This is a genomic window from Isoptericola sp. NPDC056618, assembly GCF_042792715.1.
GTDB lineage: Bacteria > Actinomycetota > Actinomycetes > Actinomycetales > Cellulomonadaceae > Isoptericola > Isoptericola nanjingensis.
Genome location: NZ_JBHTVZ010000004.1, coordinates 1 through 21,589, shown reverse-complemented (window position 1 = coordinate 21,589; position 21,589 = coordinate 1). Strand labels below are relative to the sequence as shown.

General features: G+C 75.0%; 22 protein-coding genes and 1 riboswitch. Of the genes, 11 read left to right on the top strand and 11 right to left on the bottom strand.

All coding sequences use genetic code 11. From position 1 onward, the window contains the following. Positions 1–73: 73 nt before the first annotated feature. On the bottom strand, positions 74–559 hold the full coding sequence (locus tag ACFQ8T_RS07500) for a DUF1269 domain-containing protein (RefSeq protein ID WP_429766330.1): 486 nt from the start codon (positions 557–559) through the stop codon (positions 74–76). A 103-nt stretch (positions 560–662) separates the two neighbouring features. Between ACFQ8T_RS07500 and pgi the strand changes: the two genes are divergently transcribed. From pgi to ACFQ8T_RS07465, 7 genes are all read left to right on the top strand, one after another. Beyond that, positions 663–2,381, top strand: coding sequence for a glucose-6-phosphate isomerase (pgi, locus tag ACFQ8T_RS07495; RefSeq protein ID WP_430545923.1), 1,719 nt, complete (start codon positions 663–665; stop codon positions 2,379–2,381). Between the two features lie 158 nt (positions 2,382–2,539). Next, positions 2,540–3,373 (top strand): STAS domain-containing protein, encoded by an 834-nt coding sequence (locus tag ACFQ8T_RS07490; RefSeq protein ID WP_430545922.1) that lies wholly within the window; start codon positions 2,540–2,542, stop codon positions 3,371–3,373. Continuing rightward, complete coding sequence (locus tag ACFQ8T_RS07485) at positions 3,370–3,777, top strand: STAS domain-containing protein (RefSeq protein ID WP_430545921.1); 408 nt, start codon at positions 3,370–3,372, stop codon at positions 3,775–3,777. Before ACFQ8T_RS07490 ends, ACFQ8T_RS07485 begins: the two co-directional genes overlap by 4 nt. Then, positions 3,777–4,193 (top strand): anti-sigma regulatory factor, encoded by a 417-nt coding sequence (locus tag ACFQ8T_RS07480; RefSeq protein ID WP_430545920.1) that lies wholly within the window; start codon positions 3,777–3,779, stop codon positions 4,191–4,193. Before ACFQ8T_RS07485 ends, ACFQ8T_RS07480 begins: the two co-directional genes overlap by 1 nt. Further along, entirely contained in the window at positions 4,190–5,230 is a 1,041-nt protein-coding gene (locus tag ACFQ8T_RS07475; protein WP_430545919.1) for an ATP-binding protein, read from the top strand. Before ACFQ8T_RS07480 ends, ACFQ8T_RS07475 begins: the two co-directional genes overlap by 4 nt. Further along, the gene (locus ACFQ8T_RS07470) at positions 5,227–6,990 is read left to right on the top strand and encodes an ATP-binding protein (protein ID WP_430545918.1); all 1,764 of its coding nucleotides are present in this window, start codon (positions 5,227–5,229) and stop codon (positions 6,988–6,990) included. The genes ACFQ8T_RS07475 and ACFQ8T_RS07470 overlap by 4 nt, the downstream gene beginning before the upstream one ends. Continuing rightward, a complete protein-coding gene (locus ACFQ8T_RS07465) occupies positions 6,987–8,597 on the top strand; it encodes a SpoIIE family protein phosphatase (protein ID WP_430545917.1) in 1,611 nt (536 codons plus the stop codon). The genes ACFQ8T_RS07470 and ACFQ8T_RS07465 overlap by 4 nt, the downstream gene beginning before the upstream one ends. Here ACFQ8T_RS07465 and ACFQ8T_RS07460 read toward each other — a convergent pair. Further along, positions 8,576–9,190, bottom strand: coding sequence for a dihydrofolate reductase family protein (locus ACFQ8T_RS07460; protein WP_430545916.1), 615 nt, complete (start codon positions 9,188–9,190; stop codon positions 8,576–8,578). The genes ACFQ8T_RS07465 and ACFQ8T_RS07460 overlap by 22 nt on opposite strands. 97 nt (positions 9,191–9,287) lie before the next feature. On the opposite strand from ACFQ8T_RS07460, the gene ACFQ8T_RS07455 reads away from it, so the two are divergent. After that, complete coding sequence (locus ACFQ8T_RS07455; RefSeq protein ID WP_430545915.1) at positions 9,288–10,427, top strand: PrsW family intramembrane metalloprotease; 1,140 nt, start codon at positions 9,288–9,290, stop codon at positions 10,425–10,427. On the opposite strand, the gene ACFQ8T_RS07450 is transcribed toward ACFQ8T_RS07455, so the two are convergent. Beyond that, complete coding sequence (locus ACFQ8T_RS07450) at positions 10,390–10,860, bottom strand: DUF6069 family protein (protein WP_430545914.1); 471 nt, start codon at positions 10,858–10,860, stop codon at positions 10,390–10,392. The genes ACFQ8T_RS07455 and ACFQ8T_RS07450 overlap by 38 nt on opposite strands. A gap of 164 nt (positions 10,861–11,024) precedes the next feature. Here ACFQ8T_RS07450 and ACFQ8T_RS07445 point away from each other — a divergent pair, with 164 nt between their 5' ends. Both ACFQ8T_RS07445 and ACFQ8T_RS07440 read left to right on the top strand, forming a co-directional pair. Continuing rightward, positions 11,025–12,272 (top strand): sensor histidine kinase, encoded by a 1,248-nt coding sequence (locus ACFQ8T_RS07445; RefSeq protein WP_430545913.1) that lies wholly within the window; start codon positions 11,025–11,027, stop codon positions 12,270–12,272. After that, on the top strand, positions 12,269–12,973 hold the full coding sequence (locus tag ACFQ8T_RS07440) for a response regulator (protein WP_430545912.1): 705 nt from the start codon (positions 12,269–12,271) through the stop codon (positions 12,971–12,973). The genes ACFQ8T_RS07445 and ACFQ8T_RS07440 overlap by 4 nt, the downstream gene beginning before the upstream one ends. A gap of 3 nt (positions 12,974–12,976) precedes the next feature. Here ACFQ8T_RS07440 and ACFQ8T_RS07435 read toward each other — a convergent pair whose 3' ends face one another. From ACFQ8T_RS07435 to ACFQ8T_RS07420, 4 genes are read right to left on the bottom strand one after another with little or no spacing between them, the layout of a single operon-like run. Further along, entirely contained in the window at positions 12,977–13,420 is a 444-nt protein-coding gene (locus tag ACFQ8T_RS07435; RefSeq protein WP_430545911.1) for a hypothetical protein, read from the bottom strand. Then, positions 13,407–14,240, bottom strand: coding sequence for an ABC transporter ATP-binding protein (locus tag ACFQ8T_RS07430; RefSeq protein WP_430545910.1), 834 nt, complete (start codon positions 14,238–14,240; stop codon positions 13,407–13,409). The genes ACFQ8T_RS07435 and ACFQ8T_RS07430 overlap by 14 nt, the downstream gene beginning before the upstream one ends. Beyond that, complete coding sequence (locus tag ACFQ8T_RS07425) at positions 14,240–16,024, bottom strand: ABC transporter permease (RefSeq protein ID WP_430545909.1); 1,785 nt, start codon at positions 16,022–16,024, stop codon at positions 14,240–14,242. The genes ACFQ8T_RS07430 and ACFQ8T_RS07425 overlap by 1 nt, the downstream gene beginning before the upstream one ends. 8 nt (positions 16,025–16,032) lie before the next feature. Beyond that, on the bottom strand, positions 16,033–17,106 hold the full coding sequence (locus ACFQ8T_RS07420) for a thiamine ABC transporter substrate binding subunit (protein ID WP_430545908.1): 1,074 nt from the start codon (positions 17,104–17,106) through the stop codon (positions 16,033–16,035). Positions 17,107–17,177: 71 nt separating this feature from the next. Further along, positions 17,178–17,282, bottom strand: a riboswitch (TPP riboswitch). Between the two features lie 159 nt (positions 17,283–17,441). On the opposite strand from ACFQ8T_RS07420, the gene ACFQ8T_RS07415 reads away from it, so the two are divergent. After that, positions 17,442–17,708, top strand: coding sequence for a DUF4235 domain-containing protein (locus ACFQ8T_RS07415; protein WP_429766307.1), 267 nt, complete (start codon positions 17,442–17,444; stop codon positions 17,706–17,708). A 31-nt stretch (positions 17,709–17,739) separates the two neighbouring features. On the opposite strand, the gene ACFQ8T_RS07410 is transcribed toward ACFQ8T_RS07415, so the two are convergent. The 4 genes from ACFQ8T_RS07410 to ACFQ8T_RS07395 all read right to left on the bottom strand — a co-directional run bounded on the left by ACFQ8T_RS07410 (position 17,740) and on the right by ACFQ8T_RS07395 (position 21,455). Continuing rightward, complete coding sequence (locus ACFQ8T_RS07410) at positions 17,740–18,519, bottom strand: PAS domain-containing protein (protein ID WP_430545907.1); 780 nt, start codon at positions 18,517–18,519, stop codon at positions 17,740–17,742. A 154-nt stretch (positions 18,520–18,673) separates the two neighbouring features. Then, positions 18,674–19,600 carry a sulfite exporter TauE/SafE family protein gene (locus ACFQ8T_RS07405; RefSeq protein ID WP_430545906.1) on the bottom strand — a complete coding sequence of 309 codons (927 nt, stop codon included), beginning with the start codon at positions 19,598–19,600 and terminating at the stop codon, positions 18,674–18,676. Between the two features lie 140 nt (positions 19,601–19,740). After that, positions 19,741–20,196, bottom strand: coding sequence for an RrF2 family transcriptional regulator (locus tag ACFQ8T_RS07400; RefSeq protein WP_430545905.1), 456 nt, complete (start codon positions 20,194–20,196; stop codon positions 19,741–19,743). Beyond that, the gene (locus ACFQ8T_RS07395; protein WP_430545904.1) at positions 20,193–21,455 is read right to left on the bottom strand and encodes an AGE family epimerase/isomerase; all 1,263 of its coding nucleotides are present in this window, start codon (positions 21,453–21,455) and stop codon (positions 20,193–20,195) included. Before ACFQ8T_RS07395 ends, ACFQ8T_RS07400 begins: the two co-directional genes overlap by 4 nt. Positions 21,456–21,589: the final 134 nt, after the last annotated feature.

Sequence of the window (21,589 nt, the reverse complement as noted above, 5' to 3'; positions counted from 1 at the left end):
GCTGACTTGATCCTCAAGACTGCGGTTTGAGGATCAAGTCAGCACGCTCGATTTCGCCCTGACGGCGGCTGGCTCACTGCCCGAACGCCTCCAGCAGGTTCCGGCGCTCCGCGTCGGTGAGGTTGGTGCTGACCAGGGTCGCGTTGACCCCGTGCAGCCGCTCGCCCAGCCGGTCGGGGTCGATCGGCTCGGTCACGATGAAGAGGGCGGACGTGCCGGGCACGATCTCCTTCTTCATCTGCTCGATGTCCTTCGCGGTGATCCCGACGTCGGACAGCGACCGGGTGATGCCGGCGATCGCCGCCCCGGCGGCGGCCCCCAGGACCGGCAGGAAGAACAGCGCCCCGAGCAGCAGGCCCCAGACGGCGCCCCAGCCCGAGGCCTTGGCGGTGTCGTCGTGCGAGCCGTGCGTGTCGGGCTTCTTCGCGCCTTCCGGCCAGCTCACCACCGCGTGGTCGACGACCTTCACCAGACCGTCCGCCTCGCCGCCCTTGACGGCCTTGAAGGCGCGGTCGGCCGCACCCGGGTCGTCGAACTTCCAGACCGTGAAATTCGCCATGCGTGCCTCCGTTGCGCCAGGCCGGGCCCGTCCCCGGCAGTGGTCATCCTGGCAGCGTGAACAGGCCGCGCAACCGGGCGGGGCGGTCAGTACCGTGGGGCCCATGACCTCCTCCCCCGTCGATCCCACCACCACCACCTCCTGGGGCGACCTGTACGCCCACTACCAGGAGTTCCGGGGCGACCTGCGCGGCTGGTTCGCCGCCGACCCCGGCCGCGCCGCGCGCATGACCCACGTCGCGGGCGACCTGCACGTGGACCTCTCGAAGAACCTCGCCACCGACGAGACGCTGGACCTGCTGGTCCGCCTCGCGCACGAGGTGCACCTGCCCGAGCGCATCGAGGCGATGTTCACCGGGGAGCACATCAACGTCACGGAGGACCGCGCCGTCCTGCACACGGCGCTGCGCCGGGCCCCCGGCACGCAGCCGCCGCTGGTCGTGGACGGGCAGGACGTCGACGCCGACGTCCAGGCCGAGCTCGACAAGCTGAGCGCGTTCGCCGACCAGGTCCGCGACGGGTCGTGGTCGGGCATCACGGGCAAGCCGGTGCGCACGGTGGTCAACATCGGCATCGGCGGCTCGGACCTCGGCCCCGTCATGGTCTACGAGGCGCTCAAGCCGTACGGGCGCACCGGCGACGACGCCATCGAGGCCCGGTTCGTCTCCAACATCGACCCCACCGACGTCGCGCAGAAGACGGCGGACCTCGACCCGGAGACCACGCTGTTCGTCGTGGCGTCCAAGACGTTCGGCACCCTGGAGACGCTCACCAACGCGCGGCTCGCCCGGGCCTGGCTGTGGGAGAGCCTCATCGCGGCGGGCGTCATCGAGGACGACCCGGACGCGAAGCAGGCCGCCGTCAAGGCGCACTTCGTGGCCGTCTCGACCGCCCTCGACAAGGTGGCCGACTTCGGCATCGACCCGGCCAACGCGTTCGGCTTCTGGGACTGGGTGGGCGGCCGCTACTCGGTCGACTCCGCCATCGGCACGTCGCTGGCGATCACGTTCGGCCCCGACGTCTTCCGCGAGCTGCTCGCCGGCTTCCGCGCCGTCGACGAGCACTTCCGCAGCACGCCGTTCGAGGACAACGTGCCCGTCCTCATGGGCATGCTGAACGTCTGGTACGGCAACTTCCTCGGCGCCCACACGCACGCCGTCCTGCCGTACGCGCAGCAGCTGCACCGCTTCCCCGCGTACCTGCAGCAGCTCACGATGGAGTCCAACGGCAAGTCGGTGCGCTGGGACGGCTCCCCCGTCACCACGCAGACCGGCGAGGTCTTCTGGGGCGAGCCGGGCACCAACGGCCAGCACGCCTTCTACCAGCTCATCCACCAGGGCACGCGCCTCATCCCGGCGGACTTCATCGCCGTCGCGACCCCCGCCTACCCCCTCAAGGACGACGAGGGCGACGGGAAGGCCGTCGCGGCGGGCGCCGACGTGCACGAGCTGTTCCTCGCCAACTTCTTCGCCCAGACCAAGGCGCTCGCCTTCGGCAAGACGGCGGACGAGGTGCGCGCCGAGGGCACGCCCGAGGAGATCGTCGCGGCCCGTGTGTTCTCCGGGAACCGGCCGACGACGTCGATCGTCGCGCCGGCGCTCACGCCGTCGGTGCTCGGCCAGCTCGTCGCGCTGTACGAGCACATCACGTTCGTGCAGGGCGTCGTGTGGGGCATCGACAGCTTCGACCAGTGGGGCGTGGAGCTCGGCAAGAAGCTGGCGCTGGAGATCGCGCCCGCCGTGTCGGGCGACGACGCGGCCCTGGCCGCGCAGGACTCCTCGACGCAGGCGCTCATCCGCTACTACCGGGAGCACCGCGCCTGACCCTGACGGCGAGCGGGTGAAATTTCCGGGAGCGCGAGGAACGCGCCGCAGGTCACGGGAGCGCTGCCGCACGACGGTGCGGCGGCGCTCCCGGCGCTGCGTACACTGACCGCGGTCGAGCAGACGGCCACACCCCCCTTGTCCGGAAGGATCCCGCGATGACCGCTGTCGCGCCGAGTGCCCTGGCACAGACCCTCGTCGACCATGCGGAGACCGTCCGCCCCGCCTGGCTGGACGCCGCGGTGGACGAGCTGCGCGGACGTACCACCCGCGGCGAGCTCGAGCGCGAGCAGTCCGACATCTACCAGGCCCTCGTCGACGGACTGCAGGCGGGGGGCACCGACCTGCAGTCGGAGGCCTTCGACCAGCTGCGCGGCATCCTGGCCGACGTCTCCGCCGCACGTGCCCGCCTCGGCTTCACGCCCCGCGAGACCGCCGTGGGCGTGTTCGCGCTCAAGGAGGGCCTGTACGGCCTGACCGGGTCGGCCGACACCATGACGCGCGTCCTGCCGCTGCTGCGCCTCGTGGACGAGCTCGGGCTGTTCACGTTCGAGGCGTTCGCCGCCGCCCGCGAGTCGATCATCAGCGAGCAGGCCGAGCAGCTCCTGGAGCTGTCGACGCCGGTCGTCAAGCTCTGGGAGGGCATCGTGGCGGTCCCGCTGGTCGGGACCCTCGACTCCGCGCGCACCCAGGTCGTCATGGAGAAGCTGCTCAACACCCTCGTCGAGACGGGCAGCACGCAGGCCATCATCGACATCACCGGCGTGCCGGCGGTCGACACGCAGGTGGCCCAGCACCTCCTGCGGACGGTCGTCGCGGCGCGTCTCATGGGCGCGGAGTGCACGATCAGCGGCATCCGTCCCCAGATCGCCCAGACCGTCGTCGCGCTCGGGATCGAGTTCGGGGACATCCGCACCCGCGCGACGCTCGCGGACGCCTTGGTCGACGCGCTGCGGGAGGGTCGTCGCACGCCCGCCGGGGTGACCGCGTGAGCGACGCCGTCCCCATCCTCAAGATCGGGTCGACGCTGCTGGTGTCGATCCAGGTGGACCTCCAGGACGACACCGCCCTGCAGCTGCAGGAGGACCTGGCCGAACGCATCACGCGCACCGGCGCGCGCGGCGTCGTCATCGACATCTCGGGCCTGGAGATCGTGGACAGCTTCATCGGCCGGATGCTGGCGTCGGTCGCCGCGATCTCCCGCGTCCTGGACGCGCAGACGGTGGTCGTCGGCATGCGGCCCGCCGTGGCCATCACGATGGTGGAGCTGGGCCTGTCCCTCGGCGGCGTCCGCACGGCGCTGGACGTGGAACGCGGCCTCGCGATGCTGGCCCCGGCCCACGATTCCGCCGAGAGCGTGCTGCTCGCGGCGGCCGCCGAACGAGAGTCGAGATGATGACCGCGCCCTCGGCCACGGCGACGGAACGGCTCGAGGTGCGTGCCGACTCCGACGTGGTCCGGGTCCGACAGCTCGTCCGCACGATCGCGCAGCAGGCGCGGCTCTCCCTCGTCGACCAGACCAAGCTCGTCACGGCCGCCAGCGAGCTCGCCCGCAACACGCTGGTCTACGGCGGCGGTGGCGAGGTCGAGGTGGAGCTCGTCGCGGACGGCCGACGGTCCGGGGTCCGGGCCGTCTTCTCCGACGAGGGACCGGGCATCGCCGACCTCGACCTCGCGCTGACGGACGGCTGGACCAGCGGGAACGGGCTGGGCCTCGGTCTGTCCGGCTCACGGCGGCTGGTCGAGCAGTTCTCGATCGACACCGCACCGGGAGCCGGGACCCGGGTCGAGATCGTGACCTGGTCGCGATGATCTCCACGTCGGGGCCGCCCTCGCCCGACGCGGCGGTCGCCCTGGAGGCCGGGGTCTGGCACACCGTCGACCATCCCTCCGCCGTCGGCGCGGTCCGGCGCGCGGCGACGACGGCCGCGCTGAGCCTCGGGCTGGGCGAGGCACGGGCCGCGGAGGCCGGTCTGGTGGTGTCCGAGCTGGCGTCCAACCAGACCCGGCACGCCGGCTCGGGGTCGGTCGTGCTGCGCGTCAGTCGTTGGGACGGCCACGCCGCGCTCGAGGTGCTGGCGGTGGACTCCGGCCCCGGCATGCGCGACCTCGGCGCCGCCATGCGCGACGGCGTGTCCTCGCGCGGCACCCTCGGCATCGGGCTCGGCACGCTGCCGCGGCTCACCTCGTCGTGGGACGCCTGGTCGGCGCCCGGGCAGGGCACGGTGGTGGCCGCCACCTTCGCCTCCCCCGGCTCCCGGCCCGACCCCGCACCGGGGGCGGGGCTGACCCGGCCGATGACCGGGCAGGCCGTCTGCGGCGACGCGTTCGCCCTCCGGACGGACGACGGCGTGACCTCGGTCCTCGTCGCCGACGGGCTCGGCCACGGTCCCCTGGCCGCCGTCGCGTCGCGGTCGGCGGTCCGCGCGTTCCTCGAGGCGGAGCCCGCCGGCCCCGCCGCACTCCTCGCACGGGTCCACGGTGCTCTGGGCGGCACGCGGGGCGCGGCGGTCTCCGTGTCGCGGTTCGAGCACGGGACGCTGCGGCACGCCGGGCTCGGCAACATCGGCGGCACCGTGCAGGGCGCCGACCGACCGCGGAGCCTCGTGAGCCAGCCCGGCATCGCCGGCACCCACGCACGAGCCGTCCGCGAGGTCGCCGTGCCCGTCGGCGCCGGCGACCTGCTCGTGCTGCACTCCGACGGGCTCACCGACCGCGCGAGCCTGGCCGCCTACCCGGGGCTGGCGGCTCGCAGCCCCCTCGTCGTCGCGGGCCTGCTCATGCGCGACTTCGCCGTACGACGGGACGACGCGTGCGTCGTGGTCGTCCCTCTGGGAGGCACCCCGTGACGACAGCCGGCACCCCGCTCCTCGCCACCCGGCTCGAGGGCGACACGGACCTGCTCGCCCTGCGCCGCGCGGGCCGCGAGATCTCCCGCGCCCTGGGCCTGGACGTCCACACGCAGGTGCGGGTCGCCACCGCGCTCTCCGAGGTCGGTCGTGCCGCGGTCGCGCTCGGGCCCGTGGAGGTCACCATCGGCCTCGACCGGGGCGCCCGGCCGCTCCTGCGCGCGGACCTCGAGTCGTCCGCCGGCCTTCCCACGACGGGCAGCGCCGCCGACGGTGGCGTCCCGGCGGCGCGGCGGCTCGTCGACGAGGTCGTGCTCGGCGCGGACGGCCGCCACGTCACCCTCGTGGTCGAGCTGGGAGCCTCCGCGCCCCTCGATGCCGCGACCACCGACGCCCTGCGCCGCACGATCACCGTCGGCTACGGGGCCAACGCCCTCGACGAGCTGCGGGTGCAGAACGCCGAGCTGCTGCGCACGCACGACGAGCTGGTGACGCAGCGGGAGGAGCTCCGCCGGCTCAACACCGAGCTGGAGGAGACCAACCGCGGCGTCCTCGCGATGTACCACCAGCTCTCCGCGGAGCTGGAGGAGACCAACACCGGCGTCGTCGCGCTGTACGCCGAGCTCGACGAGCGCGGCCGGGAGCTGGCGGCGGCGAACGAGGCCAAGTCGCGCTTCCTGCGCAACGTCAGCCACGAGCTGCGCAGCCCGGTCAACTCCATCATCGGGCTCACCTCGCTGCTGCAGGCGTCGACGATGTCCGGGGACCAGGCCGAGCAGGTGGAGTTCGTGCGCGACAGCGCGGCCACGCTGCTCACCCTCGTCGACGAGCTCCTCGACCTCGCGCGCGCGGAGGCCGGGCACCAGGACGTGGCGCCCGCGCCGATCGACGTGCCGGCGCTGCTCGACGAGCTCCGGGGCACGACGCTCCCCCTGGTGCGCGACGGGGTGGAGCTGGTGGTCGCGTGCGAGCCCGGGCTGGCGCTCGTGAGCGACCGACGGCTGGTCGCGCGGGTCCTGCGCAACCTCCTGACGAACGCCGTCAAGTTCACCGAACGGGGCAGCGTGCGGCTCGACGCCCGCGTCGAGGGCGACGCCGTGCGGTTCGTCGTGGAGGACACCGGCCTGGGGATCGGCCCCGAGCACCTGGACTCCGTGTTCGAGGAGTTCGTCCAGGTGCCCAACCGCCTCCAGCCGAGCGTCCGGGGGACCGGCCTCGGCCTGCCCTACGCCCGGCGCACCTCCGTCGCGCTCGGCGGGACGCTGACGGCGAGCTCGGTCCCCGACGTCGGCAGCACCTTCACCGTCGTCCTCCCCGTCGAGGCCGCGGCCGTGGCGGGGACCGCGACGGCCGCGCCGACGGTCACGCGCTCCCCCGCCACGGCCGGAGCGGACGCAGAGACCGGGCTGGGGCACGTCCTGGTCGTCGACGACGACCGGTCCTACGGCGCGTACGTCGCCGGGCTGCTGCGCGAGGACGCCGACCGCGTCAGCGTCGCCCACGACGGGCGGCACGCGCTCGCCCTGCTGCGGGACGCCCGTGCCGACGCGGCCGTCGTGGACGTGCGGCTGCCGGAGCTCGACGGCGTGGGCCTGCTCGCGCGGCTCCGTGCCGAGCACCCCCACCTGACCGTCGCGCTCATGTCCAGCGGCCCCGCCCCGGAGCAGACGGGGGTGGAACGGCCGGCGCCCTTCCTGCCGAAGTCGACCCTCGACCGCGACGCCCTCACCCGCGCGCTCCGCGACGGCGGTGCCGCATGACACCCGCCGACCGCACCGTCCTCGTCGTGGACGACACCCGCGCGCACCGCTACGTCATGGCGACGTGGCTGCGGGGCGCGGGCTTCGACGTGCTCGAGGCGGGGACCGGCGCGGAGGCGCTGGACCTGATGGCCGCGACGATCGACGCGGTGGTCCTCGACGTCAACCTCCCGGACCTCACCGGGTCCGAGGTCTGCCGCCGGATCAAGTCGGACCCGCTGACCGCCCACGTGCCGGTGATGCACGTGTCCGCCACGTCGATCGACGCCGCCGCACGGACCGCCGGGCTGGACGGCGGCGCCGACGCCTACCTGCCCGAGCCGCTCGACCAGGACGAGTTCCTGGCGACCGTGGGCGCGCTGTGCCGCTCGCACGACGCCCAGCGGGGCGCCGGCCGCGCCGCGCGCCGGCTCGAGGCGCTCGCCGACGCGCTCGCTCCCCTGCACCAGGCCCGGTCCCAGGAGCTCGTGGCCGACCTCGTCGCCCAGGGCGCGTGCGCCGTGCTCGGGCGCCCCGCCGTGGCGATGGTGGTCGTCGACCAGCAGACCGTGGTCCGCGCGGTGTGCCCGGCCCCGGACGCGCCGCTGGTACGGGGGCGAGGGACGCTCCCCGTGCTGCCGCCCGGGCCGGTCTCGTCGGCCACGTTCGGCCCCGACGACGTGCCCGACCACTGGGTCCCCCTCCTGGCGCAGGCGGGCGTACCGCGGTCCGCCTGGTGGACGGTGTGGCTGCGCGACGCCGAGGGCGCGCTCGTGGGCGGACTGGCGCTGCAGGCCGACGACGCCTCCAGCGGCCCGTCGACGGAGGAGCGCGAGGTCGCCGCCCGGCTCACCGAGGGCATCACCGTGGCCCTCCGGAACCTCAAGACGTTCGCCGAGGAGCACCGCATCGCGATGGCGCTCCAGCGCCGGCTCCTGCCCTCCGGGCTCACGGTGCACGGCGGTGTCGAGGTCGCCGCCCGCTACGAGGCGTCGGACGAGCGCCTCGACGTCGGCGGGGACTTCTACGACGCCTTCGACCTGCCCGACGGCCGGGTCGCCGTCGTGATCGGGGACGTCCAGGGGCACTCGCTGCGGGCGGCCACCGTCATGGCCGAGGTGCGGCTCACCCTCCGCGCCTACCTGCGCGAGGGGCACGATGCCGCCCGCGCGCTCGACCTGCTCAACGACTCGCTGCGGCTGGACCACCCGGAGCTCACCACGGTGTGCGTCTGCGTCATCGACCCCGCGGACGGCAGCGTCGAGATGACCGACGCCGGCCACCTGCCTCCGCTCGTGGTCCGGACCGACGGGACGGTGGTCGCCGAGAAGTCGCCGGCCCGCCTCCTGGGTCTGGCGAGCCCGGACGAGCGGCCCGCGCGGCGCGACGCGCTGGGCCCCGGCGACCTCCTGGTGCTCGTCACGGACGGGCTGGTCGAGCGCCGCGACCGCACCCTCCGGGAGGGCATCCACGAGCTCGTGGACGCGGCCCGCACGCTCGCCGGGCTCACCCCTGCGGAGGTGTGCGCACGCCTGGTGGACAGGTTCATCGACGCCGGTCGGGAGGACGACGTCGCCGTCGTGGTCGTCCGTCGGGCGAGCGACCCTCAGTCGCCGCTCGGCACCTGACCCTTCACGTCGTCGTACCCCGCCAGGCTCGGCAGCTCGCCCGGCGCGTAGACCAGACGGACCACGCCGGTCGGGAAGGCCTCCGACCGGCGCAGGGCCAGCGGGTAGACCGTGTCGCCCTCGTCGAAGAGGCGAGCACCGCGGCGGGCCGCGACCGGGTGCACCAGCAGGCGCAGCTCGTCGAGCAGCCCTTCCGCGAGGAGCTGGCGGACGACCGACAGCGACCCCGGCACGAGGATCTTCCCCACGCCGTCCTCGGCCTTCAGCGCCTCGACGGCGGCCGGCAGGTCGCCGTCGAGGCGCTCGACGTGGCGCCAGCCGAGGTCGTGCGTCGAGCGGGTCACGACCACCTTGCGCATGTCCCCCAGCCGCCGGGCGAACGCCGCGTCCTCCTCGCCCGCCTCCTCCCGACCGGGCCACGCGCCGGCGAAGCTGTCGTAGGTGACGCGGCCGATCAGCAGGACGTCGGTGTCGCGGTAGTCCTCGTCGACGGCGCGGGCCATGTGGTCGTCGAAGTAGGGGAAGTGCCAGGCGGGGTCGATCTCCGCGACGCCGTCGAGCGAGATGAACAGGGTGGACACGACCGTGGCCATGAGGGCTCCTCCGGGACGGGCGGACGGCGGGGTCGACCTGGTCCGCTGGGGAGATCATCGCGGTGGCGGAGCCCCGTCGCACCTAGGATCAGGGCCCATGCCGGCCCTGGACCCTCGCGCGATCCTCGACGGGCGCCCCACGCGTCGCCCGTCGGTGGGCGTCATCGTCGCGATCGCGGTGTCGTCCGCGTGCCTGCTCGCCGCGCTGGTGGTGACGTCCGCGGAGGGCCCGACGTTCCTCGAGGGACTGTTCCTCGCCGTCCTGCCCCTCCCGCTGCTGCTGGCGGGCGTGCTCGCCCTCGACCGCCTCGAGCCGGAGCCGCCGGACGCGCTGGTGCTCGCGTTCCTGTGGGGCGCGGGCGTGTCCGTGCTGGTCGCGATGGGGATCAACACCGCCGGGCTCACCCTGCTGTGGACGCCGCTGCTCGGCCAGGAGGAGGGCTTCGTCGCGACGGCGGTGCTCACCGCGCCCGTCGTCGAGGAGACCCTCAAGGCGCTGGTCCTCGTCGGCATGCTCTGGTTCCGCCGGCACGAGCTCAACGGCCCGACCGACGGCATCATCTACGGCTCGATGGTGGGCCTCGGCTTCGCCACGATCGAGAACATCCACTACTACACGGTGGCCGGCCCGGAGGGTCTGGCCGCGACGTTCGTGGCCCGCGGCCTCCTGTCGCCGCTGATCCATCCGCTGTGCACGTCCCTCACCGGCCTGGGGATCGCGACGGCCGCGCTCGCCCCGCGCGGCTGGGCCCGGGTGTGGCCCGTGCTCGTCGGCCTGCTCGGCGCGATGACGTACCACGCACTGTGGAACGGCGCCGCGTCGCTCGGCGTCGAGGCCGTCGTCGCGGTGTACCTGCTGGGCCTGGGGGTCGTCGTCGGGCTGCTCGTCGTCGTGCGCCACGACCGCGCGCGCATCGTGGCGCTCATCGGGCAGCACCTGCCGCAGTACGGCCCGCTGGGCGTCGTCGCCCTGCCGGACGTCGTGATGCTCACGTCGCTGAAGCGTCGCCGCCGGGCCCGAGCCCAGGTGCGTGCCGCGGGCGGCCCCGGCCCGGCCCGCGCGATGCGGGACTACCAGCAGGCCGCGACCGAGCTGGCGATGCTGCACCGCCGCCTCGACCGCGGGCTGGTGGACCGGGCCGCGTTCGAGCGGCAGCGCGGCCCCCTGCTCGCGCTCATGCTCGCGGCCCGGGACGTCGTCACGCCGCTCTGGCGCCCCGAGGCTCGGCCCCGCTGAGGCCCAGCATGATCACGCCGCCGACGGCGAGGTGCTCCAGCAGGAGCAGCACCGTCGCGCCGGCGTTCGCGGCACCCAGCGGGCCCAGGAGGGACACCAGCAGGACGGCGCCGCTCAGCACCAGCCACGTCGTGCGGCCGCCGCCCGGGCGGCGCAGCAGGAGGGCGCGGACGCCCCAGCCGCCCAGTGCCGCCGTGAGGCTCGTGGCGATCACCAGGGAGATCGTGACCTCGAGGGTGCCCGACCCGGCCCGGACCTGCGGGTCCACGCCGGCCAGCGTGCCGACCAGGAAGACCACCGCCCCCGTGAGCACCGCACCCACCACGACCGTCCGCGGACGGTTCCACCACGCCCGGTCGCGCCACGAGGGCCCCTCCGGTCCGCCCGGCGTGCGGCCCTGCGTCCCGCCCGTCCTGTTCGTCGTGGTGTCCATGTCGTCCCCTCCTCGGCGCCGGCACCCTGCCGGCACGACGACGTTCCCGCGCGGCGGGCCTCCCGCGCGCCCTGCCGCGGTCGGTCGTCGCCCGGTCGCCGGTCGGGCGCGCCCCCGACTTTCGTCGGTGTCGCGGCGCGACGTCCCGCCGTAGCGTCCCGGTCATGACGTCCGCCGGCACCACCCCGCAACCCGCCGCCCTCGGCCCCCGGCCGGCCGGCGTCCCGGGCCCGCCGCCCGCCCAGGGCCCCCCGCCCGTGCCGCGCGGGGTCCTCGCGACCGCCTGGGGGCTCGTCGCCGTCCTCACCGCCGCCGCGACGGCGGCCGTCGTGACCGCCGCACCGGACGCCTCTCTCGTCGGCACGACGCCGCAGGTGCCCGGCGCCGTCGACGTCGCCGTCGCGCTGGTGGCCCTCGCCCTCGTCCCGTTCCTGATGACGCGCCGCAGCGTGCCCGCCGCGCTCGCGCTCGCGGCCCTGGCCGCCGTGTCGGGGGCGGCGACGCCCGCGGCGACCGTGGGCACGCTGCAGGTGGCGCGCTGGTACCCGGTCCGCACGGCCGCGTGGGTCGCGGGGGCGGGGATCCTGGGGCACGCGGTCCAGGCGCTGTGGCGTCCGGTGGGCCTTCCGCTGGGCTGGTGGCTCCTGTGCGACGTCGCGGTCCACGCCGCGCTCTTCGGCTGGGGCGCGTACGGCCGCGAGCGGTCCCTCGTGCTGTGGTCCCTGCGCGACCGCGCGCGCCGCGCCGAGGCCGAGCAGGAGCGGCGGGTCGCGGAGGCGCGCACGGCCGAGCGCACCCGGATCGCCCGCGAGATGCACGACACCCTCGCGCACCGCCTCTCGCTCCTGGCCGCCACCGCGGGCGCGATGGAGTACCGCCCCGACGCCGACCCGGCCGCGCTCGCCGCCGCCGCGGGGCGGGTCCGCGCGGGCGTGAGCGACGCGCTCGAGGACCTGCGACAGGTCATCCGCCTGCTCCGCGCCGGCCCGGACGACCTCGGCCCCGTGCCCGGCCTCGACGACGTGCGCCGGCTCGTCGACGACTCCCGCGCCGCCGGGGCCGACGTGACGTACGAGCGCACGGGCGCCGACGTCCCGCCGGCCACGGTCGCGACCGCCGTGTTCCGGGTCGTGCAGGAGTCGCTGACCAACGCGCGCCGGCACGCGCCGGGCGCGGCCGTGCGGGTGACCGTCGCGACCGCCCCGGGCGAGGTCCGGGTGCGGGTGGTCGACGACGGCGCGGCGCCCGGCGCCGTCGCCCCGGACGGGGTGGGCACGGGCACGGGGCTGGTCGGGCTGCGCGAGCGGGCCACGCTGCTGGGCGGCACGCTGGCCGCCGGCCCGGACACCGGCGCGGGCTCGGTCGCGTCGCGCGGCTTCGCGGTGGAGGCCTGGCTACCGTGGGACGCGTGACGACGACGCCCGGGCCAGGCCCGCTCCCCGTGGACGGGCCCGCGGCCGAGACCGCTCCCGTGCGGATCGTGCTGGTCGACGACGACGCGCTGGTGCGCGCCGGCCTGCGCCTCATGCTGGACGGCGCGCACGGGATGCGGGTCGTCGCGGAGGCGGCCGACGGCGCGGACGTCTCCGGCGTGCTGGACGCGCACCCGGCCGACGTCGTCCTCATGGACCTGCGCATGCCGGGCGTGGACGGCATCGCGGCCACCCGGCGGGTGCGCGCCCGCCCGTCGCCGCCGGCCGTCGTCGTGCTCACCACGTTCGACACCGCCGAGGAGGTGGGCGGGGCGCTGCGCGCCGGGGCCGCGGGCTACCTGCTCAAGGACATGCCGCCCGCGCGCATCGCCGCCGCCGTCCACGCGGCCGCCGCGGGGGAGCCGGTGCTGGCGCCCGACGTCGCGCGGCGGCTCATGGCCGCCGTCGCCGGCTCGGACGGGTCGCGGGAACGCGCCCGCGCCGCCCTGGACGCGCTCACCGCACGCGAGCGCGACGTCGCCGTCGAGCTGGGCCGCGGCGCGTCGAACGCCGACATCGCGGCCCGGCTGTACCTCAGCGTCCCGACCGTGAAGGCGCACGTGTCGAGCGTGCTCGACAAGCTCGGGCTGGAGAACCGCACGCAGGTCGCCCTGCTCGTGCACGACGCCGGCGAGGCGTAGGGCTCAGCCCTCCACGACCGCCCACTCCTGGCAGCCGAGCGGCTCGGTCACGGTCTCGGTCTCGGTGCAGGTCTGGTGGGACCAGACCTGATCGCCGAACGTGTCCTGCGTACCGTCGGTGTAGATCTCGAGCCCGTCGATGCCGGGTCCGGTGCGCCAGTACTCGACGATCGGGTCGCCCTCGACCGTCAGGGACCGCACGACCAGCTCCGCCCCCTCGCCCGCCGCCGCGGCGTCGAGGCACGCGTACGCCTCGGCGAGCGCGGGGCTCGGCTCCTCGACGTCCAGGTCGGGCCGCGTGGTCACGTCCCCGCACGACGGAAGCGGCTCCCGGGCGTCGAAGACGGCCTTGCCGTCGTCCGCGCCGCATGCGGCCGGCAGCACGACGCACGCCACGCCGCACGCCGCCGCGAGGAGCCACCGGCTCCGGCCGTCAGACCACGTCATGCCCCGTTGATGTCGTCACGGCCGCGGTCCTTGCACCCGTGGTCTCCGAGGTGTCCGTGTCGTCGACGCCGTCCGCGGACAGCCCCAGGAACTCCGCGACGCGCGGGGTCGCGGGCGCCCGCAGCAGCACGCCGGGGGCGTCCACCTGGAGCAGCCGCCCGGCGTCCATGACGGCGACGCGGTCGGCGACGGTGAACGCCTCGTCGTGGTCGTGCGTGACGAAGACGGCGGTGGTGCCGGTGGCCTTGAGGGTGTCGCGGACGTCGACGGCGAGCCGCTCGCGCAGGCGACGGTCGAGGGCGGACAGCGGCTCGTCGAGCAGCAGCAGCCGCGGGCGGGGCGCGAGGGCCCGGGCGAGCGCGACGCGCTGCTTCTCCCCGCCGGACAGCGTCGCGACCGACCGGCCCGCGTAGCCGGCCAGGCCGACGTCGGCGAGCAGCTCCGCGACGCGCGCGGCCCGCTCCGCGCGGGGCACGCCCTGCGTCTCGAGCCCGTAGGCCACGTTGCGGCCGACGTCCCGGTGCGGGAAGAGCTGGCCGTCCTGGAAGAGCAGGCCGAAGTTCCGGCGGTGCACGGGCACCCCCGCGAGGTCCGCGCCGTCGAACGCCACGGCGCCGCCCGAGAGCGGCTCCAGCCCGGCGACGGCGCGCAGCAGCGACGACTTGCCGCAGCCGCTCGGGCCGAGCAGCGCGACGATCTCGCCGGCGGCGACGTCGAGCGACACCCCGTCGACCGCGACCGACCCCGGTCGGCGGCGCGTGGCGCCGTACCGCACGACGGCGTCGCGCACGGCGAGCCCCGTCGTCTGGCCCTGCTCCATCAGAACTCTCCTCCCGGCCGGTCGCCGCGCAGGCGCTCGGCCACCATCATGACGGTCGCGGTGAGCACGGCCAGCACCACGGACGCCGCGAGCGCCATCCCGTAGTTCTCGGCCCCGGGCCGCCCGATCAGCCGGTAGATCACCACAGGCAGCGTGGCCGTGTCCGGGCGGGCGAGGAACGACGTCGCGCCGAACTCGCCGAGCGAGACCGCGAACGCGAACCCGATCGCCAGCCCCAGCGACCGCGCGCCCAGCGGGCCGTCGACGGTCCGCAGCACCCGCCCCGGCGGCGCGCCCAGCGTGGCGGCCGCCTCGCGCAGCCGCGGGTCGATGGCGCGCAGCACCGGCAGCATCGTGCGCACCACGAGCGGGATCGCGACGACGGCCTGCGCGATCGGGACGAGCGCGCCGGAGGTGCGCAGGTCGACGTCGAGCCCGAGCGGCTTGTCCAGCGTGATGAGGAAGCCGAAGCCCACCGTCACGGCGGAGACGCCCAGGGGCAGCATGAACGCGGCGTCGAGCACCCCGACGGCGCGCCGCAGGCCCGCGCGCCGCGGGCGACGCGACACGACGAGCGCCACGAGGCCGCCCACGACGACGGCGATCAGCGCGGCCCACGCGGCGGTGCGCAGCGAGTTGCCCAGCGCCTCCCAGACCGTGACGGTCAGGGCGTTGCGCCCGCCGGTGGTGCCGAGGGCCGCGTAGTTGTCGAGGCCCCAGGAGCCGTCGGGAGCCCGCAGCGACCGCGTGACGAGCCCCGCCATGGGCAGCACGAGCAGCCAGGCGACCACGACGAGGGTGACGAGCGCCGGCACGACGTCCGTGCCGTCGGCGCCCGCGCGCAGCCGCAGCCGGTGCGTGGACACGCTGTCGCTCGTGAGGTGCAGGGCCCGCTCCCGGCGCGCCCGGGCGCGGGAGCTGACCAGCAGCGCGCCGGCCACCACGACGAGCTGCAGCACCGACAGCACCGCCGCCGAGCGCAGGTCGAGGAACTGGGTGGTGCGCGTCCAGATCTCCGTCTCGATCGTGCCGTAGCGCAGGCCACCGAGGACGAGGACGACGCCGAACGCCGTCGCGCAGAAGAGGAACACCACCGCGGCGGCCGACGCGATCGCCGGGCCGAGCGCGGGCAGCGTCACGGTGCGGAACGCGCGCCAGGGCGTCGCGCCGAGCGCACGGGCGGCCTGCTGGGCGCGCGGGTCGAGCCGCTCCCACATGCCGCCGACGGTCCGCACCACCACCGCGTAGTTGAAGAACACCAGCGCCAGCACGATGCCGGCGAAGCTCTCCTCCAGGTGCGCCCAGCCGAGCGGCCCGCCGGGCGCGAAGAGCGCGCGGAAGGCGACCCCGACGACGACGCTGGGCAGCACGAACGGCACCGTCACCAAGCCCCGCACCAGAGTGCGCCCGGGGAACCGGCACCGGTAGAGCACGTACGCTCCGGGCAGCCCCAGCAGCACCGACAGCAGCGTGCCGGTGAGCGCCTGGGCGAGCGTCTGCCCGACGATCCGCCACGTGCGCTCCTGGGACAGCACCTCGGCGAAGCCGGACAGGTCGAGCTCCCGCCCCGCCGCGGTCTCGGTGAAGAACCCCTGCAGGACGAGCGACACCACCGGCCACGCGAAGAAGACCGCGAGGAAGCCCAGCGGGAGCGCGACGGCGGCGCCCCAGCCGAGCCACGCGCCCCACCGGTCTCCGCGCCACCGTTCGGCGCGCGACCGTTCGGCGCGCGACCGCGCCGCCCGTGCTGCCGGGCGGGCGGTGCTGCGGGGGGCGCGGGGCACGGGGCGCGTCAGCCGACGACCGTCGCCGTCCACTGCTCGATCCACTCGTCGCGGTGCGCGGCGACGTCCGCGGGCGCCACCTCGAACGGCTCGTCGGCCAGGGGCGCGAACTGCTGCCAGTCGGCGGGCAGCTCCACGTCCGGGTCGGCGGGGTACATGTACATCTGGCCGGGCACGTCGGCCTGGAACTCGGCGCTCGTCAGGAAGTCCACGAGCTTCTTGGCGCCCTCGGGGTTCTCGGCGCCGGACAGCACCCCCGCGTACTCGACCTGCCGGAAGCAGGTGTCGAGCATCGCGCTCGTGGCGGAGGTCTTCCCGTCGTCGCTCACGGTGAACGCGGGCGACGTCGCGTACGACAGCGCGATCGGTCGCTGCCCGCCCTCCCCGGCGCCGGAGAAGTCCACGTAGTACGCGTCCTCCCAGCTCTCTGCCACCTTGAGGCCGTTGTCGCGCAGGTCGGCCCAGTAGGCCTCCCAGCCGTCCGTGCCGAAGGCGCCGATCGTCGCGAGCAGGAACGCGAGGCCGGGGGACGACGTCGCCGGGTTGGTCACGACGGTGAGGTCCGCGTACTCCGGCTTCGCGAGGTCCTCGAGCGTCGTCGGGGGCGTGACGCCGTTCTTCGCGAACCAGCCGTCGTCGAGGTTCATGCACACGTCGCCCACGTCGACGGGCGTCAGCGTGCCCGCCAGGTCGTCGGGCGCGTAGGCCGCGACCTCCGGGGCGAGGTCGGCCGGCTGGTACTCCTCGAAGACCCCGGCGTCGACGGCCCGCGACGCGTACGTGTTGTCCACGCCGAACACGACGTCGCCCAGCGGCGCGTCCTTGGTGAGCACGAGCTGGTTCACCAGCGTGCCCGCGTCGCCCGGGGCCACCTGCTCGACGGTGAGACCGGACTCCTTCTCGAACGCGGCCAGGACGTCGTCGGAGACGGCGAACGAGTCGTGGGTCACGAGCGTGACCGTGCTCGACGCCGCGCCGCTCGCGTCGTCCGGGGCCGCCCCGCCGCACGCCGCCAGCAGCGGCAGCAGGGCGACGACGCCCGCGGCGGCCGCCGTGGTCCGGGCCGTGGTCGTCAGCTTCATGCTGTCCTCCTCAAGGTGCGAGAAGGGGGTCCTGCGGGCACCCGGCACCGTCGTGGTGCGGCCGTCCGCAGGGAACGAGATTCCCGACTTCCTCCACCGGTGCTAACCGGATCAGGTTCGAGGGTCTGCGGCGGTCCGCACTCTCAGCGCCGGTGGGCGCTCCCCTGTCGTATCACCACGAGCCTACCCGTCGACGCCGCGCTACCGTGGTGCAGTCCTCGACCTCGGGGTGTGACGTGCCTGACGTGCCGTGACGCCGTCCGGCGGCCGCGGACGCACGCGAGACGACGCGCGGTCATGCCGCGGCCGCGCCGGGACCTACCGAGGGAGAGCACGTGACGGACACCGAGCAGCCGCTGGGCGTGAAGGTCGGCACGGTGGTGCTGACGATCGCCGCCGGATGGGTCGCGCAGAAGCTGATCGGGGTGGTCTGGGAGAAGACGACGGGCAGCGTGGCGCCCACCAACGTGGACGACGACGAGATCTCGATCATCCAGGCCGTCACCTTCGCGGCGGTCTCGGGCGGGGTCGCGGTGCTCGCGAAGCGCCTCGCCCGCAAGGGCGCCGTGCGCGCGGCGGCCCGGTTCGTGCCCGGCCGCTGATCCCCCGCTCCTGACGGGCCCGCCCTGCGGGTCAGTGGCTCGCGCGCGGACGCCGGCGGGCGAGCTGCGCGTCGTGACCGTGCGGCCGGTCCACCGGCCGCACGGTGGCGAGCGCCTGGCTGAGCCGGTCCGCCGCGTCCTGGGCCGGCGGGGCGGACCGCACCACCTCCGCCGCCGTGAGCGCGGCGTCGCGGTCCCCGACGGGCCGCGCGAGCCCCTTCATCACCTGCTCCCCCGCCGACTGGGCGGAGATCCCGACCTGCGCGCCGGCGTCCGCGAGCACCTCGGTGGCGACCGACTCGTCCACGCCGCACACCGCCATGATGGCGCCCTTGGCCTGCTCGGCGGCCGCGGCCGCGACGAACGCTCGGGACACGGCCCTGTGCGCCTCGCGCTCCAGCGCGTCCCGCACGACCGGGCTCGCGTCGATGACGTAGCCGACGATCTGCGACGACGCGCCGTCGGCCCCGTGCCTCCCCTGTCCGGTCACGACGACGGTATGGGTGCGCCCGTGGTCGTCCACGACGCGGTGCGCCCCCGAGAACGGCCGCCCGGTGCCGAGCGCGACCACCGCCGTCCGGGAGAGCCGCTCGCGGTCGTCGGGGTGCAGGTGGGCGCGCAGCACCTCCGGTCCCGGCGCGATCTTGCCCGGCTCACGACCGAAGATCCGGAAGACCTCGTCCGACCACCACCACTCCCCCGTGGCGACGTCGACGCGGTACCGGCCGACGAGCAGCTGGCTCCCGGCGCCCAGCAGCTCCGCGAGAGCGACGAGCTCGCGGCGCGGTGTGTCGTTGGGCGTGCTGGACATCGAGGCTCACCCCCCAGTGCCGTGCAGCTGGGTCCGGCGCGCAGTTCTCCTGGCCTCACCACGGTACCGGGACGGCACGACACCGCCACCGCACGGCGGGTGACGTGCGGTGGCGGTGGTGTCGTCGGTGGCCCCGGCCGTGCCGGGGCAGGCGTCAGGCGACCGTCGTCGCAGCGGCCTCGGGGTGCTCGCCCGCCGCCTCGGCCCGCTCCGCCGCGACCGCCTTGCGGTGCTCGCGGAACGAGTAGGTGACGGCGGCGGCCCAGCCGACCGCGATGAGCCCGAGGACGAGACCCCGCACGCCGTCGCTCACGGGGAACTCATCGAGGCTCAGCAGGGTGCGGACGTTGGTGAGCACGATGATCCCGCCGACGGCGGATCCGAGGACGCGCGGCGGCACCAGGCGGACGAGCCATGCGGCGATCGGCGCGGCGATCAGGCCGCCGATGAGCAGCGCCAGGGCCCAGGTCGGGTTGATGCCCGCGGTCCCGAGGCCGAAGAGGAAGCCGAGGCTCGCGGCGACGGCCACGAAGAACTCGCTGGTGTCGATCGAGCCGATCACCTTGCGGGGCTCCATGCGGCCGCTCGCCAGGATGGCGGGCGTGCCCACCGGCCCCCAGCCGCCGCCGCCCGTGGCGTCCATGAACCCGGCGACCAGGCCGAGCGGGGTGAGGAACCGCTTGCGGAGCGGCTGCCCGAGGCGGTCCGTGCGCAGCCCGCGGAGCGTGAAGCGCAGCAGCACGTACAGGCCCAGCCCCAGCAGCAGGATCGACATCAGCGGCTTGGCGATCTCGGTCGACAGCCATGAGAGGAAGGTCGCGCCGGCGAACGCGCCGACCGCACCGGGGATGCCGATCTTGGTGACGACCTTCCAGTCCACGTTCCCGAACCGCCAGTGCGACGCACCGGACGCCAGCGTCGTCCCGACCTCGGCGAGGTGGACGGTCGCCGACGCGGCCGCGGGGTTGGTACCGATCGCGAGCAGCAGGGTGGTCGAGGTGACGCCGTAGGCCATGCCCAGGCTGCCGTCGACGAGCTGCGCACCGAGGCCCACGAGGGCAAGGAGGACGAGAGTCCGCACGGGGGTTCCCTCCGTTTCGGCGCGGCAGCGGGTCCGCCGCGTCTGCAGTGAAGTTACCCGATCGGCTCTATCGGATTCAACGGTCTCAAGAAACTGTCTGCATGCTGAGACGGGCGCCCGTCAGGCCGCGGGAGCGGGGCTCACGGGTTGATCCACGCCGATTCCTGCTCCGTGAGCCGGCGCACGACGTCGGGGATCGTCCCGGCCGCGAGGTCCGCCAGGGTCACCTGCTCCAGCACGGCCCGCACGTTCACGCGCAGCGCCACCCACACGTGCAGCAGCGACGCCGCCGCGCCCGTGTACTCCAGGTCCGAGGGCCGCGCGTCGCGCACGAACACCAGTGGCCCGTCCACGGCACGCACGACGTCGGCGACGGTGACCTTGTCGGCGGGGCGGGCCAGCACGTACCCGCCACCCGCGCCGCGACGGCTCGCGACGATACCCTCGCGCCGCAGGTCGCTGAGGATCGCCTCGAGGAAGCGGTGGGGCACCTGCTGCGCGCGGGCGAGGGCCTCGGCCGGGACGGGGCCCTCGCCGGACGCGGCGAGCTCTGCGGCCGCCCGCACCGCGTAGTCGGCCTTCGCGGAGATCCTCATGACGTCGTGACCGCGGCGCCCAGCCGCGTGCCGGCGAGCAGCGGCCCGGCCTCCCGGGCGGACGCCGCGAACGACCCGGTGAGGGGCAGGTCGGGCAGGATCACGGCCTGGGCGGCGTGGTAGATGTCGGGCTTGCCGACCCAGGTCCGACCCGAGGGGCGGTTGTCCGTGTCGAGCTCGTGGAACCAGGAGCCCCGCTCGTGGTCCACCAGGTGGGTGTCGATCCACGCCCACCACCCGTCGGCGAGCTCGGCGTAGCGCGCCTCGCCGGTCGTGCGGTGCAGGACGTCGGCGGCCGCGGCCGCCTCGGCCGCCACCCAGTGGAAGCGGCGCGCCTCCACCGGGGTCCCGTCCCAGTCCGTCGTGTACACGAAGCCGCCCGCCGGCCCGTCCCACCCGTCGGCCACGGCGCGATCGAACAGGTGCCGTGCTGCGTCGGTACGCCGGCCCTGCGTCCCCCCGGCGACGTCCACCTGCAGGAGCAGCCGCGCCCACTCCAGTCCATGGCCCGGCGTGGCCCCGTAGGGCTTGAACGGGTCGTGCGGACGGTCGGCGTTGTACTCGAGCTGCGGCCGCCACTCCGTGTCGAAGTGCTCCGGGATCCGCCAGCCGTTGTCCGCAGCCCAGCCGATCACGCAGTCGGCCACGACCGCCGCCCGATCGAGCCAGCGGCTCTCCCCCGTGGCGTCGTGCGCGGCAAGGAGCGCCTCGACGGAGTGCATGTTCGCGTTGACCCCGCGGTACGGGTCGACCGTGCCCCAGTCGCGCGACCGCTCGTCGAGGTGCAGCTGGTGGTCGGCCTCCCAGAACCGTCGGTCGAGCACCGACAGTGCCGCCTCGAGGAGCGTCACGGCACCGGGTACGCGCGCCACGGTCCCGGTCGAACCGGCCAGCACGACGAAAGCATGACCGTACGCCTGCTTGGTCCCGTCGAGCGCGTCGCCCGGCCCCCGGGAGGCCAGCCAACCGCCGTCGTCGGCGTCCGCCAGCGCGCGCGACAGGCCGGCGATCCCCCGGTCCAGCAGCGCACCTGCGCCCTCGACCCCCAGGAGATGTCCGAGCCCGTAGGAGTGCGTCATCCGGCAGGTGATCCACAGGTGAGCCGGTTGCGCCGGGTCGACCACCCCCGCGTCGTCGAGCCACCCGGCGGTCCCGTCCCCTCCCAGGGACGGCCGCGCGAAGTCCAGCAGGCTCACGAAGTGTTGGGCGCGCCACGACGACGTCGGTCCGGTGGCGGGAAGGTGCGGTGCTCCAGTCACCCGACGAGCCTATCGGCACGACGGCGCCGTGGGGTGTTACGGGTATGCGAAAGGCCCACCCCGGGGTGGGGTGGGCCTTTCGTGAATGGGTGTCCGGCGGCGTCCTACTCTCCCACCCCCTCGCGAGGGCAGTA

Excerpts from the sequence above, each read along its gene's own strand:
- ACFQ8T_RS07410 (WP_430545907.1), bottom strand. The coding sequence starts at position 18,519 with ATGTCCAGCACGCCCAACGACACACCGCGCCGCGAGCTCGTCGCTCTC.
- ACFQ8T_RS07475 (WP_430545919.1), top strand. The coding sequence starts at position 4,190 with ATGATCTCCACGTCGGGGCCGCCCTCGCCCGACGCGGCGGTCGCCCTG.
- ACFQ8T_RS07500 (WP_429766330.1), bottom strand. The coding sequence starts at position 559 with ATGGCGAATTTCACGGTCTGGAAGTTCGACGACCCGGGTGCGGCCGAC.
- ACFQ8T_RS07450 (WP_430545914.1), bottom strand. The coding sequence starts at position 10,860 with ATGGACACCACGACGAACAGGACGGGCGGGACGCAGGGCCGCACGCCG.
- ACFQ8T_RS07480 (WP_430545920.1), top strand. The coding sequence starts at position 3,777 with ATGACCGCGCCCTCGGCCACGGCGACGGAACGGCTCGAGGTGCGTGCC.
- ACFQ8T_RS07490 (WP_430545922.1), top strand. The coding sequence starts at position 2,540 with ATGACCGCTGTCGCGCCGAGTGCCCTGGCACAGACCCTCGTCGACCAT.
- pgi (WP_430545923.1), top strand. The coding sequence starts at position 663 with ATGACCTCCTCCCCCGTCGATCCCACCACCACCACCTCCTGGGGCGAC.
- ACFQ8T_RS07455 (WP_430545915.1), top strand. The coding sequence starts at position 9,288 with ATGCCGGCCCTGGACCCTCGCGCGATCCTCGACGGGCGCCCCACGCGT.
- ACFQ8T_RS07465 (WP_430545917.1), top strand. The coding sequence starts at position 6,987 with ATGACACCCGCCGACCGCACCGTCCTCGTCGTGGACGACACCCGCGCG.
- ACFQ8T_RS07445 (WP_430545913.1), top strand. The coding sequence starts at position 11,025 with ATGACGTCCGCCGGCACCACCCCGCAACCCGCCGCCCTCGGCCCCCGG.
- ACFQ8T_RS07460 (WP_430545916.1), bottom strand. The coding sequence starts at position 9,190 with ATGGCCACGGTCGTGTCCACCCTGTTCATCTCGCTCGACGGCGTCGCG.
- ACFQ8T_RS07430 (WP_430545910.1), bottom strand. The coding sequence starts at position 14,240 with ATGGAGCAGGGCCAGACGACGGGGCTCGCCGTGCGCGACGCCGTCGTG.
- ACFQ8T_RS07435 (WP_430545911.1), bottom strand. The coding sequence starts at position 13,420 with ATGACGTGGTCTGACGGCCGGAGCCGGTGGCTCCTCGCGGCGGCGTGC.
- ACFQ8T_RS07420 (WP_430545908.1), bottom strand. The coding sequence starts at position 17,106 with ATGAAGCTGACGACCACGGCCCGGACCACGGCGGCCGCCGCGGGCGTC.
- ACFQ8T_RS07400 (WP_430545905.1), bottom strand. The coding sequence starts at position 20,196 with ATGAGGATCTCCGCGAAGGCCGACTACGCGGTGCGGGCGGCCGCAGAG.